Source organism: Chromatiales bacterium, assembly GCA_020445605.1.
In the GTDB taxonomy this organism is placed as follows: domain Bacteria; phylum Pseudomonadota; class Gammaproteobacteria; order JAGRGH01; family JAGRGH01; genus JAGRGH01.
Genome location: JAGRGH010000037.1, coordinates 103,020 through 116,280, shown reverse-complemented (window position 1 = coordinate 116,280; position 13,261 = coordinate 103,020). Strand labels below are relative to the sequence as shown.

General features: G+C 67.0%; 11 protein-coding genes. 2 read left to right on the top strand and 9 right to left on the bottom strand.

The features are described from left to right. Positions 1–20 precede the first annotated feature (20 nt). The 9 genes from bamA to rpsB all read right to left on the bottom strand — a co-directional run bounded on the left by bamA (position 21) and on the right by rpsB (position 9,597). Complete coding sequence (gene bamA, locus KDG50_07630; protein MCB1865288.1) at positions 21–2,315, bottom strand: outer membrane protein assembly factor BamA; 2,295 nt, start codon at positions 2,313–2,315, stop codon at positions 21–23. Positions 2,316–2,420: 105 nt separating this feature from the next. Beyond that, positions 2,421–3,788, bottom strand: a complete 1,368-nt coding sequence (rseP, locus tag KDG50_07625; GenBank protein MCB1865287.1) for an RIP metalloprotease RseP — start codon at positions 3,786–3,788, stop codon at positions 2,421–2,423. Further along, positions 3,785–4,987 carry a 1-deoxy-D-xylulose-5-phosphate reductoisomerase gene (locus KDG50_07620; GenBank protein MCB1865286.1) on the bottom strand — a complete coding sequence of 401 codons (1,203 nt, stop codon included), beginning with the start codon at positions 4,985–4,987 and terminating at the stop codon, positions 3,785–3,787. Before KDG50_07620 ends, rseP begins: the two co-directional genes overlap by 4 nt. Beyond that, complete coding sequence (locus tag KDG50_07615; GenBank protein MCB1865285.1) at positions 4,984–5,787, bottom strand: phosphatidate cytidylyltransferase; 804 nt, start codon at positions 5,785–5,787, stop codon at positions 4,984–4,986. The genes KDG50_07620 and KDG50_07615 overlap by 4 nt, the downstream gene beginning before the upstream one ends. Continuing rightward, positions 5,787–6,575 carry an isoprenyl transferase gene (locus KDG50_07610; protein ID MCB1865284.1) on the bottom strand — a complete coding sequence of 263 codons (789 nt, stop codon included), beginning with the start codon at positions 6,573–6,575 and terminating at the stop codon, positions 5,787–5,789. Before KDG50_07610 ends, KDG50_07615 begins: the two co-directional genes overlap by 1 nt. Positions 6,576–6,586: 11 nt before the next feature. Further along, on the bottom strand, positions 6,587–7,144 hold the full coding sequence (gene frr, locus KDG50_07605; protein ID MCB1865283.1) for a ribosome recycling factor: 558 nt from the start codon (positions 7,142–7,144) through the stop codon (positions 6,587–6,589). Positions 7,145–7,157: 13 nt separating this feature from the next. Continuing rightward, a complete protein-coding gene (pyrH, locus tag KDG50_07600) occupies positions 7,158–7,889 on the bottom strand; it encodes a UMP kinase (GenBank protein MCB1865282.1) in 732 nt (243 codons plus the stop codon). Between the two features lie 28 nt (positions 7,890–7,917). Then, positions 7,918–8,802 (bottom strand): elongation factor Ts, encoded by an 885-nt coding sequence (locus KDG50_07595; GenBank protein MCB1865281.1) that lies wholly within the window; start codon positions 8,800–8,802, stop codon positions 7,918–7,920. Positions 8,803–8,859: 57 nt separating this feature from the next. Continuing rightward, entirely contained in the window at positions 8,860–9,597 is a 738-nt protein-coding gene (gene rpsB / locus KDG50_07590; GenBank protein ID MCB1865280.1) for a 30S ribosomal protein S2, read from the bottom strand. Between the two features lie 234 nt (positions 9,598–9,831). Between rpsB and map the strand changes: the two genes are divergently transcribed. After that, positions 9,832–10,611 carry a type I methionyl aminopeptidase gene (map, locus tag KDG50_07585; GenBank protein MCB1865279.1) on the top strand — a complete coding sequence of 260 codons (780 nt, stop codon included), beginning with the start codon at positions 9,832–9,834 and terminating at the stop codon, positions 10,609–10,611. Then, positions 10,608–13,253, top strand: a complete 2,646-nt coding sequence (gene glnD, locus KDG50_07580) for a [protein-PII] uridylyltransferase (protein ID MCB1865278.1) — start codon at positions 10,608–10,610, stop codon at positions 13,251–13,253. The genes map and glnD overlap by 4 nt, the downstream gene beginning before the upstream one ends. Positions 13,254–13,261 lie beyond the last annotated feature (8 nt).

Here is a 13,261-nt window from a genome sequence, read left to right as displayed (position 1 = left end):
GAAACGCCTGCCTCCCGCGATCAGAACGTATTACCAAACGTGAACTGGAATGGCTGCGCATCGTCATCCGCATCCGCGTTCAGCGGCAGTGCGAGACTGAATGCCAGTGCACCAAGCGGTGAAAGCCACAGGGCCGAAACGCCCGTGGAATAGCGCAGTTCACCGGTGTCGAAGCTGGCATCTTGCGAGAACACTCCGCCTGCGTCAAGAAACACACCGAGACGCGCACTCTTGGTATCGAGCCGGAACGGAACCGGGAACTGCACCTCGGCACGGCCAACGATCATCGAGGCACCGCCCAGCGGGTCGTCCTGAGAATCGCGCGGCCCGAGGGTGTTGTCCTCGAACCCGCGTACCGAGCGAATGCCGCCGGCGAAGAAGTTCTCGAAGAACGGCAACTCTTCGGCCTGGCCATAGACATCGGCATAGCCAAGGTCGCCGCCGAGCACCAGCACGTAGTCGCCGATCAGTGGACGGAACCAGTTATGGCGATAGCGAACCTTGTAGAACTCGATATCGCTGCCGGGCAGACCGACCTCGACGTCCAACTGCTGTTCCACGCCCTGGGTCGGAAACACCGCACTGTCACGGGTGTCATGCCGCCAGGAAGCGGTCGCCTTGAAACCGGCAAAGGAATCACCGTTCTCGTCGATGTAGTCGGTGATCTCCTGCGACGCACCCGAACCCGCGGAGATCGCCGAATGCTCGAACCCCAGGGTGAACCGGACCGAATCGAATTCATTCAGCGGCAGTCCGAAGTTGACACCGGCATACGACACGTCGGTTGTGTAGTCGGCGATATCGATGTCGTCGGCATTCGTCGACTGATAGCGCAGGTCGAAACCGCGACTGATGCCGTCGATCGTGTAGTAGGGGTTCGTATAGCCGAACCGGTAATTGCGCACCGCAGTCGAATTCGAAGCCGCAAGCGTGACGCGCTTGCCCGAGCCCAGGAAGTTGTCCTGCGTGATGGAGCCGTTGAGGACGATGCCCTGCGACTGCGAGAAGCCGATACCGGCGAGCAGCACGCCGGAGGGCTTTTCCTTGACACCGACGTTCAGATCAACCTCGTCCGGGCTGCCCGGGACCGGCGGGGTTTCAATCGTGACGTCGTCGAAATAGTTCAGCCGACGCAGACGGCTGCGCGAGAGTTTGACCAGCTTCGTGGATATAGGCGCGCCTTCCATCTGGCGAACCTCGCGACGCACGACCTCGTCACGGGTCTTGGTGTTGCCGGCGACGGAAACCTGACGCACATACACGCGCTTGCCCGGATCCACGTAGTAGGTCAAAGCGACCGTTTTCGCCGCCTCGTCGACGACCGGAATCGCGTTCACGTTTGCAAACGCATAGCCCTGATCGCCGAGCTTTTCGGTGATCGCGGTGGTCGTTGCCGTGGTCCTGGCCCGCGAAAACACGTCGCCGGTCGAACTGAACACCAGCTTGACGAGTTCTTCCTCGGGCAGGATCAGATTGCCGGCGAGTTTCACCTCGCCGAGGCGATAGACCTCGCCCTCGGTCATGTTCACGGTCACGTAGATGCCGCGGCGGTCCGGGGTGATGGTGACCTGTGCCGAATCGATCCTGAAGTTCAGATAGCCCTGATCGAGATAGAACGATCGCAGCGCCTCAAGGCCGGCGCTGAGTTTCTGCTTGGAATACTGGTTGTCCTTGCTGATGAACGACAGCCAGCCGCCGGTGGACAGCCCGAGCTGCTTGCGCAGTTCCTTGTCCTTGAACACCTGATTGCCGACAAAGCTGATGCCCTCGATCGTTGCCACCTCGCCCTCGTCGATGGCGATCACGACCTCGACGCGATTGCGTGACAGCGGCTTGGCCGTGGCGTCGATCGACACGCCATAGCGACCGCGCGAGAAGTAGACCTGGCGAAGTTCCTGCTGGATGCGATCGAGCAGCGACCGGTTGAATACGTTGCCCGTTGCAAGCCCGGTCTGCTTGAGCCCGGTGAGCAGATCGGCCGACTCGATGCTCTTGTTGCCGGTGATCGTGATCTCCGACACCGACGGACGCTCGTCGACCACGACGACCAGCACGTCGCCTTCGCGCTCGAAGCGAATGTCGTTGAAGAACTCGGTCTTGAAAAGTGCGCGCAAGGCCCGCTGCGAGGCGGCGCGATCGAGCACGTCGCCGACCTTCAGCGGCAGGTAGTTGAACACCGTACCGGGGGCAATCCGCTGCAGGCCCTCGACGCGGATGTCGCTGATCACGAAATCCGCCGCGCGCGCCGGCGTCGCCGCCAGCAGCACATACAGGATCAGGATCGCAGGGATACGACTAACGGGCACGACTGGGATACAGGTTGCAGTTCCGGCGCTCGGCGGTCGCCGGCGGCAAAGTCGGCGCAGTATACGGGAGCACACCGGGGCTGAGAACCACGCAACCGATGCCGCTGGCCGGTGTCAGCGCAACAGCCGCTCCAGATCGACGTACAGCGCCGTGCTCATCAGCATCAGCAGAATCAGCATGCCGAGCTGCTGGCCGCGCAGCTGCACCGTTTCGGACAGGGGCCGGCCGCGCAGCGCCTCGGCGATGAAATACAGCAGATGCCCGCCGTCAAGGACGGGAATCGGCAGCAGGTTCAGCACGCCGAGGCTGATGCTGATCAGCGCAAGCAGCTTCAGGTAGGGTTCCAGACCGGCGGCGGCGGCCTTGCCGGCCGTGGTCGCGATCGTCACCGGTCCGGCGAGGTTGTCGCGCAGCGATGCCTGCCCGGTCACGAGCTTGCCGAGCATGCGCACCGTCAGCACGCTCATGTCCCAGGTGCGCACGAGCGCACCACCGATGGCGTCGACCGGCCCCTCCCGCACGATGACCGTATTCGGCTCGAAGCGGATCTCGGCGTCGGCCCGGCGCACGCCGACCTTGCCGACGGACCGGCCGTCCTGATTCTCGGCACGCGGGGTCACCCGGAGTTCAACCGTGTCAGCGCCGCGCGCCACCCGCATCTCGAGTGCGCGCCCCGGACTGCGTTCGATCACATCGACCCAGTCCCACCAGTTCGCGATCGGCCGGCCGTCGACCGCGATGACCCGATCGCCGGCCTGCAATCCCCCTGCCAGCGCGGCGCTGTCGGGCATGACCTCGCCGACCGCGGCCGGCAGGTCCGGCCGTTCGCCGCGCAGACCCAGATTGAATAGGATGTCGCCGCGTTCCATGACCCGGTCCAGCCCGCCGGTCTCAAGCCAGCGCGTGGCCTCGCGCCCCTGCGGGTCGCGAACGGTCAGGGTCACGCGATTGTCGTCCAGCGATGCCGCCACCAGCCCGAGCAGCACGGACTCCCAGCCCGGCGTGGCCTCGCCGGCCACGGCGATGATCTGGTCACCGGCCACTAGCCCCGCGCGCTCGGCCGGCGTATCCGGCGACACCCCGCCGATGACCGGCCGCACGTCGCTCACCCCGGTGACCAGCAGCAGCCAGAAGGCCGCGATCGCGAACAGAAAGTTCGCGATCGGGCCGGCCGCAACGATCGCACTGCGCGCGCCGAGCGACTTGCGGTTGAACGCCCGATCGACCTCGGCAACGGCGACCGCACCCTCGCGTTCGTCGAGCATTTTCACGTAGCCGCCGAGGGGGATCGCGGCGATTACGAGTTCCCAGCCATCCGCGCCGAAGCGGCGCTTCCATAGCGGGCGCCCGAAGCCGATCGAAAATCGCAGCACCTTGACGCCCGCGCGTCGCGCGACCCAGAAATGCCCGAATTCGTGCACGGTCACGAGCACACCGATCGCAACGATGAACCAGACGATGGAACCCACCGCCCCGCTCATGTCGCCACCCCGCCGGCCGTGCGCGGCACATCGCGCCAGCGCACCGCCGACTCGCGCGCCTCGCGATCGGCCGCCAGCACCTCGTCGAGCGTATCGATCGGGGTCACGGACAAACTGTCCATCACGTCGGAAATGAGTAGCGGGATGCGATCGAACGCAAGTTCCCCGGCAAGGAATCGTTTCACGGCCACCTCGTTCGCGGCATTCAGCATGGCCGGTGCACTGCCCCCGGCCTCGGCGGCCTGACGCGCCAGCGCCAGACACGGAAATCGGCCGACGTCCGGCGCCTCGAAGTCCAGCCGGCCGGCAGCGGCGAGGTCGAGCGGACCGACGCCGGAGTCCATGCGATCCGGCCATGCCATCGCGTGTGCGATGGGCGTGCGCATGTCGGGCTGTCCGAGCTGTGCCAGCACCGAGCCGTCGACGTACTCGACCAGCGAATGAATCAGACTCTGGCGATGAATCACGACTTCGATCTGCTCAACCGGCAGCGCAAACAGATACCCGGCCTCGATGACCTCGAGCCCCTTATTCATCAGCGTAGCCGAATCGACCGAAATCTTGCGTCCCATGTTCCAGTTCGGATGCGCGCAGGCCTGCTCAGGGGTCGCGAGCGCCAGCCGCTGTGCCGGCCAGTCGCGAAACGGTCCGCCCGAGGCGGTCAGCAGGATCCGCCGTACGGAGTTTGGCGTCTGTCCGGCGCGAAAGTTCGCCGGCAGACACTGGAATACGGCGTTGTGCTCGGAGTCGATGGGCAGCAGGGTCGCGCCGCACCGGGCCTGCTCGCGCATGAACACCGGACCGGACATCACCAGCGCCTCCTTGTTCGCGAGCAGCACGGTCTTGCCGGCGCGCACCGCCGCGAGCGTAGGCAGCAGCCCAGCCGCACCCACGATGGCCGCCATGACCAGCGGTGCCTCGGCCGCCGCCGCGGCGCGCTCCAGACGCTCGTGGCCGTATTCGACGCGCGTTTTCAGCCCGGCGAGCCCAAGCCTGCGCTCGAGCATGGCGGCCGCCTCGGCGTGGCCGATGACCGCCACGGCCGGACGAAATCGCTCGCACAGCGCCGCAAGCCCGTCCACGTCGCGATGCGCCGTGAGCGCGTGCACGTGGAAGCGGTCGGGGTTGCGGCTGACGACATCCAGCGTACTGCGACCGATCGAACCGGTCGCGCCGAGCACCGTTAGGCCGCGGCTCACCGCAGCCCCGCGAGCGCCGCGCCGGCGGCCATGACCGGCGCCGCGGCCAGCACGCTGTCGATGCGGTCTAGGACACCACCGTGACCGGGCAGGATCGCGCCGCTGTCCTTGAGCCCAGCGGCGCGCTTGAACGCGCTTTCGGTGAGATCGCCAACGACCGAAATCAGCACGACCACGATGGCAAGCCCGATCCACGGGCCGAAGCCCGGATGTTCGGGCGCAACTAGGGGTTTCGCGACGAGCGCCGCAATCACGCCGCCCACAAGTGCCGCATAAAGTCCTTCACGCGTCTTGCCGGGACTGATGGATGGCGCCAACCGCACGCGACCGAAGCGACGCCCGCCGAAGTACGCGGCGATATCGGCGACCCAGACCAGCACGAACATCCACAGCACCCAGCGCCGGCCACCTTCGATTGCGGCAATGCTCGTGGTCGCAAGCAGCGCCCCAGTGAGCACGGCCACGCCCAGCGCCGCCTTGAGCGGCGCTGCCATCCGTCCAAGTCGACCAAGCGCAAGGGTGAAGAGCAGCCACAGAACGAGCGTCGGACCCAGCCACGCCCACAGTTCCGGTCGCCGCTGCTGCCAGGCGAGCGCGGCGGCCCCGACGATCGCGACACACACCACGTAGGCCGCGCGCTGCGCGTCGCCGCGCAGACCGGCCAGCCGCGCCCATTCCCAGGCCGCGAGAACGAGGATCAGTGCAATCAGGGAGGTGAACGCCGCCAGCGGCGCAGCCAGCGTGACCCAGACCAGCGGAACGGCCAGCGCGAGCGCGGTCAGCACGCGGTCGCGCAGCATCAGGCGTGACCGTGTTTCAGGGCCTCGATCTGTTCGCCGGTCAGCCCGAAGCGGCGCTGCCGGCGCCGGAACGCCTCGAGGGCGTCCGAAAACGCGTTCTCGTCGAAATCCGGCCACAGCACGTCGGTGAAGTGCAGCTCCGTGTAGGCGAGCTGCCAGAGCAGAAAGTTGCTGATGCGTCGCTCGCCACCGGTGCGGATCAGCAGGTCCGGCTCCGGCAGCCCGGGGAAACTCAGCGCGCCCGCGAACATCGGCTCGTCGATGGCGTCCGCATCGAGCCGGCCCGCGGCAACCTCACGGGCGAGATGCTGCGCCGCGGCGACGATGTCCCAGCGTCCGCCGTAGTTCGCGGCGACCTGGAGCGTCAGGCGGTCGTTGTTCGCGGTCAACTGCTCGGCTTCGTCGATGCGCTTTTGCAGCTTTTCGGGCAGCGCCTCGCGGGCGCCGATCACGCGCAGGCGCACGCCGTTGTTGTGCAGGCGTTTGACGTGCCGGGCCAGGGCCGAAACGAACAGGTCGAACAGCAGGCTGACCTCACGGCGCGGACGCCGCCAGTTTTCACTGGAGAACGCGAACAGGGTCAGGGCCTCGATGCCCTCGGACACGCAGCGCTCGACGACCCGGCGCACCGATTCCACGCCGGCGTGATGCCCCAAGTTGCGCGGCGCGCCGCGCCGCTCGGCCCACCGGCCGTTGCCGTCCATGATGATCGCGACGTGCCGCGGCAGCTTGTGCTGCGGTGGCGGTGTCGCCGCGAGGGTCACGGGCGCGTTGGCAGGGGGCGTCATGGCGGGGTGGTTCAGACCTGCATCAAATCGTCTTCTTTCGCGGCCAGCATTTCGTCGACTTCGGCGACATGCTTGTCGGTCAGCTTCTGCACGATCTCCTGACCGCGCCGCTCGTCGTCTTCAGAGATCAGCTTTTCCTTCACGAGTTCCTTGAGCCCGTGATTGGCATCGCGGCGGATGTTGCGAATCGCGACCCGGGCGTTCTCGCCCTCGTGACGCACGACCTTGATCAACTCGCGGCGGCGCTCCTCGGTCAGCGGCGGCAGCGGCACCCGGATCACGGTGCCGGCCGTGGCCGGATTCAGGCCGAGATCCGAAGTCATGATCGCCTTTTCGATGGCCTGCACCATGGTCTTGTCCCAGGCCGACACCGCCAGCGTGCGCGCATCCTCGACATGGACGTTCGCGGCCTGGTTCAGCGGAACCTCGGAGCCGTAATAGCTGACCGTGATGTGTTCGAGCAGGCTCGGGTGCGCGCGGCCGGCACGCAGCTTAGCGAGCTCGGCCTTCAGGGCCTCGAGACTCTTGCGCATGCGCGCGCTGGCGTCGTTCTTGATGTCATCGATCATTCGACGGTCCCCTTTACGCTTCGATCAGTGAGCCCACCGGCTCGCCGGCGGCAAGACGCCGAAGCGCGCCGCGTTCGTGGATATTCATCACGCAGATGCGCAACCCGTGGTCGCGCGCCAGCACCATGGCCGCCAGGTCCATGAAGCCCAGTCCGCGCCGGATCGCCTCGTTGTAGCCGATGCGGTCGAAGCGGGTCGCGGTGGGGTCGGTGCGTGGATCGGCCGAATATACGCCGTCGACCTGGGTCGCCTTGATCATGAGGTCGGCGCCGATCTCGATCGCGCGCAGCGCCGCGCCGGTGTCGGTGGTGAAGAACGGGTTGCCGGTCCCTGCCGCGAACAGCACGACGGTGCCGGCATCGAGTGCCTCCAGCGCACGCGCCCGTGAATAGCGATCGCAAACGCCCTCGATTGCCAGTGCCGACATGACGCGGGCGTGCGCGCCGACGCGATTGAGCTGATCGGACAGCGCCAGGGCATTCATGACGGTCGCCAGCATGCCCATGTGATCGGCCGTCACACGGTCGAGCCCGGAGCGCGCAAGCTGGGCACCGCGAAACAGGTTGCCGCCGCCGACGACCAGCCCGATCTGCAGCCCGTCGGTCGCCAGCGCGGCAATCTCACTGGCAAAGTCGTGGAGTTTGCCGGGTTCAATGCCGCTCGCGGCATCGCCGGCCAGGGCCTCGCCGCTGAGCTTCAGGAGAATCCGGCGCGGCGTGTGACTACTGGGACCGTCGGCGTTCATGGCGAGGCGGTTCGGGCCGCGGGGTCGATCAGACCCGCGCCTGCGCCATCACCTCTTCGGCAAAGTTCTCGACGCGCTTTTCGATTCCCTCGCCCACCTCCATGCGTACGAAGCGGGCAACGGCGGCCTTCTGCGAGGCGAGCAGCTTGCCGACCGTGGTGTCCGGGTCCTTGACGAAGGGCTGACCGACCAGCGTGACCTCGGCGAGGTACTTGCGCACCCGGCCGTCGACCATCTTCTCGACGATGTCGGCGGGTTTGCCGCTGTCGGCGGCCTGGGCCCGGTAGATCTCGCGCTCCTTTTCGATCAGCTCCGCCGGCATGTCGGCCTCGGACACGCACACCGGACGGCTCGCGGCGACATGCATCGCGAGGTCGCGGCCGGTGTCGACGCTTGCGCTGGACTCGACCAGCACGCCAATGCGGGTGCCGTGCACGTAGCCCGCCAGGGTATTGCCGGCTGCGGCCACGTAGCGTTCGAAACGCCGCACGCTCATGTTTTCGCCGATCTTGGTGATCAGCGCCTGGCGTGCCTGCTCGATGGTCGTCGCATCGCCGTCAGCGATCGGCGCGGCATTCAGTGCGTCGACATCGGCTGGCTGGCTGGCGAGCACACGCTCGGCGACGGCCTGCGCGAACGCGCGGAAGCCGTCGTCCTTTGCGACGAAGTCTGTCTCGCAGTTGACCTCGACCATCGCGGCCGTCTGGCCATCGGCGGAAAACGCCTGCGCGATCACACCCTCGGCGGCAATGCGGCCGGCCTTCTTCGCGGCCTTCGCCTGGCCACTCTTGCGCAGATTGTCGAGTGCGGCATCCAGATCGCCATCGGTCTCAACGAGCGCCTTCTTGCACTCCATCATGCCTGCGCCGCTGATTTCGCGCAGTTCCTTGACCAGCGCTGCGGTAATCGCCATGGAACTAATACCTCAATCTTGCTGCAAACGGCGCCGGCCACGCGGACCGGCGGGGAATCACTCGGCGGCGGCCTCGGCCGGCATTTCGGCCTCGCGCACCGGTTCGTCTACCGGCATGCTGCCGCGGGCGGCCTTGGCCTCGAGCACGGCGGCCGACGCGGCCTGCACATACAGGCGCACGGCGCGGATCGAGTCGTCGTTGCCGGGAATCACGTAGTCGATCAGATCCGGATCGCTGTTGGAGTCGACCACGGCGACGACCGGAATACCGAGTTTGCGGGCCTCGCTGACGGCGTTCTTCTCATGCTGCACGTCGACGATGAACAGCGCATCCGGCAGCGATTCCATGTTCTTGATGCCGCCAAGCGAACGCTCGAGCTTCTCGAGTTCGCGCCGCAGCGACAGCTGCTCCTTCTTGTTGAAGCGGCCGCTGGAGGCCGGATCAGCGAACATCTCTTCGAGGTCCTTCAGGCGCTTGACAGACTGCCGGATGGTCTTGAAGTTGGTCAGCATGCCGCCGAGCCAGCGGTGGTCGACGTACGGCATGCCGCAGCGCTCGGCCTCCTCGCGAACGGTGTCGCGGGCGGAACGCTTGGTCCCCACGAACAGTATGCGGCCGTTGTTGGCGACGAGCTTGCCGATGTAGTTCATTGCGTCGCGCAAAAGCGGCAGCGAGTGCTCGAGGTTGATAATGTGAATCTTGTTGCGATGGCCGAACAGGAACTGGGCCATCTTCGGGTTCCAGAAACGGGTCTGGTGGCCGAAGTGAACACCGGCCTCCAGCATCTGGCGCATGGTGACGTCTGGCATGAAATGCTCCGGAAATGAGTCGGGGTTGGGCCTCCGCACACCCCACCCTGCGACCGGCCAGGCCGGCACCCCCAGGGCGTGACGATGCACGTGAGAATTTGCTAAAAAGAGCCGCGCTTTATACCATTTCGCGCCCGGCCGGACAACGGCCCGCGGTCCAGGCCGCTCCGGCCGGCCGCGCCGCCCGCGCAGCTGCCCGCGCAAGCACCCGGTAAACCCGTGAGCATCCATATCAAGACCGACGACGAGATCGAGTCCATGCGCACCGCCGGCCGGCTCGCGGCCGAGGTGCTGGAGATGGTCGGCGCGCACGTCCGCCCCGGCGTCACCACCGGCGAGCTGGACCGCATCTGCCACGACTACATCACCGGTCCGCAGCAGGCGATTCCCGCGCCGCTGAACTACCGGGGCTTTCCGCGCTCGATCTGTACGTCGATCAACCACCAGGTCTGTCACGGCATCCCCGGCGACCGTGCGCTCAAGGACGGCGACCTGCTGAACATCGACGTGACCGTCATCAAGGGCGGGTTTCACGGCGATACCTCGAAGATGTTCTTCGTCGGCCAGCCCTCGGTGCTGGCGGAGCGGCTCACGCGCGTGACCCACGAGGCGATGTGGCTCGGCATCGACATGGTCGCGCCCGGCATACGGCTCGGCGACATCGGCGCGGCCATCCAGAAGCACGCCGAGGGGCACCGCTATTCGATCGTGCGCGAGTACTGCGGCCACGGCATCGGCCGCGAATTCCACGAGGACCCGCAGGTGTTGCACTACGGCACGCCGGGGACAGGGGTCGAGCTGACGCCCGGAATGACCTTCACGATCGAGCCCATGGTCAACGCCGGCCGCAGGGAGACCAAACTGCTGGCGGACGGCTGGACCGTCGTCACGCGGGATCGGAGCCTGTCCGCACAGTGGGAGCACACCATCCTCGTGACCGAAACCGGCCGCGAGGTGCTGACCCTGCGCGAAGAGGAGCGCGCGACCCGGCGAACATGAGCTGCGAGAGCGCGCGTCATTACGGTCTGGCGCGGGCCCCCGCCCCGCAGTTCCCGGCCACCGTCGGCGATCTGGCCGGCTTTCGCCAGGTCCTCGGGGACCACGCGGGCTGGGCGCGCGCACAGTTTGAAGCCGGCGCCCCGATCACCGAACTCGTCACGGCCCGCGCGCTGTTGATTGACGGCCTGCTGCGCCACGTCTGGAAGCCGCTGTTCAAGGAGATCGACGGCTTCGCGCTGCTCGCGGTCGGCGGCTACGGGCGCGGCGAACTGCATCCGCACTCGGACGTCGATCTGCTGCTGCTGGCCGCGCGCCCGCCCGAGGCCGAGGCGGCCGAGGCCGTGCAGCGCTTTCTGACCTTCCTGTGGGACATCGGGCTCGAGGTCGGTCACAGCGTGCGCACGCTCGACGACTGCGCGCGCGAGGCCGCCGCCGACATCACCGTCATGACCAACCTGATGGAGGCCCGCCTGCTGGTCGGCCCGGCGCAGGTGCTGCGCGATCTGCGCAAGCGGATCGATCCCGGCACGATGTGGGACGGCGCGCGGTTCTTCGCGGCCAAGCTCGAGGAACAGAACGCCCGGCACCACCGCTACAACGACTCCGAGTACAAGCTCGAACCGAACGTCAAGGAAGGCCCGGGCGGGCTGCGCGACATCCAGACGATCTCCTGGGTGGCGAAACGCCACTACGGCGTGGACCTGGACCGCTCGCTGGTCGATCTCGGCTATGTGACCGACCGCGAGTGCACCGAGCTGATGCAGGGTCAGGCGTTCCTGTGGCGGGTGCGATTCGGCCTGCATCTGATTGCCGGCCGGCGCGAGGAACGCCTGCTGTTCGATCACCAGCGCGCGCTCGCCAAGATGTTCGGTTACCGCGACGACGATGCAAATCTCGCCGTCGAGCAGTTCATGCAGCGCTACTTCCGCACGGTGAACCAGCTCGCCCGGCTCAACGAAATGCTGTTGCAGCTGTTTCGCGAACACATCCTGCTGGCCGCTACACCGGACGACGCCACGCCGATCGACGCGACTTTTCAGGCGCGGCGCGGTTACCTCGAAGTCGTCCACGAACGCGCCTTTGCCGAAGATCCGGCCGCGCTGCTGCGCCTGTTCCGGGTCCTGCAGGACCGTCCGGACCTCGCCGGCGTGCGCGCCCAGACCATCCGGCTGGTGCGCGAGAACCTGCACCGCATCGACGACCGGCTGCGTGCCGACCCGAACGCCTGCGCCATGTTCATGACGATTCTGCGCCAGCCGCGCGGCATCATCCATGCGCTGCGGCGCATGCACCGCTACGGCGTGCTCGGCGCCTGGCTGCCGGCGTTCGGCGCGGTCAGCGGGCGCATGCAGTTCGACCTGTTCCATGTCTACACCGTGGACGAGCACACACTGTTCGTGGTGCGCAACCTGCGTCGCTTCGCACTGCCGGAGTTCGCCGACGAATTACCGCTGTGCACGCAGATCTTCGGCACCCTGCGCCGCCCGGAACTGCTGTATCTGGGCGGGCTGTTCCACGACATCGCCAAGGGCCGTGGCGGCGATCACTCGCGCCTCGGCGTCGAGGATGTGCGCGAATTCGGCCAACGTCACGCGCTCACACCGGATGCCATCGAACTGGTCGCGTGGCTGGTCGAGAACCACCTGATCATGTCGACGACGGCGCAGCGCGAGGACATCGCCGACCCCGAGGTCGTCGCGCGCTTTGCCGCGAAGGTCGGCACGACCGAACGGCTCGAGTACCTGTACCTGCTGACCGTCGCGGACATCCGTGGCACAAATCCGGAGCTTTGGAACAGCTGGAAGGGCGCCCTGCTGCGCGAGCTGTATTTCGCCGCACGCCGCTGTCTGGCCGACACCGAGATACTCGCGGATGACGCCGCGCTGGCAGCGGCCAACCGCACCGCTGCACTGGAACGACTACGCCCGAAGCGACGCAAAAAGCTCGCAACGGAAGCCCTCTGGGCGCGCCTGCCCGAGGCCTATTTCGCGCGCACCCCGGCCGAAGACATTGCCTGGCATACCCGCGTGCTGCTGGAAGCCGGCGCGGTGGACAGCCCGCGGGTCGCCGTGAACCCGAGCCCCGCGCGCGGCGGCACCGAGATCTTCGTCTACGGCCCGGAGCACCACGGCCTGTTTGCGAAGATCACCGCCGCGATCGAACAGCTCGGTCTGAGCATCCACGGCGCGCGCATCTATTCGACCGATGACGGTCAGGTGCTCGACAGCTTCACCGTGCTGGATGCCGAGGGGCGACCGGTGGGGGCGGCTGAGCGCGACGGTCTGGGCGAGGCGATGGAGCCGGCGCTGGGCGCGAACCGGCCCCTGCCGCCGCAGCGGGTCCAGCGCCCGAGCCGGCGCGCGCGGGCGTTTCAGAAACCAACCGAGACCCGGATCACGCCGATCGCGGGCACGCCTTACACGCGTGTGGAGATCGCCACGACCGACCGCAATGGTCTGCTGTCGACCATCGCGCGGGTTTTCGTGGATTGCGGGCTGGACGTGCACGCCGCGCGCATCGCGACCATCGGCGCACGGGCCGAAGACGTGTTCGACGTCAGCGACGCGGCCTCGCGCGGCGCGCTGCTGGATGAACAGCGCGATTGCCTCGGCACAACCCTGACCGGCGCGCTGGACCGGTAGCGACGACG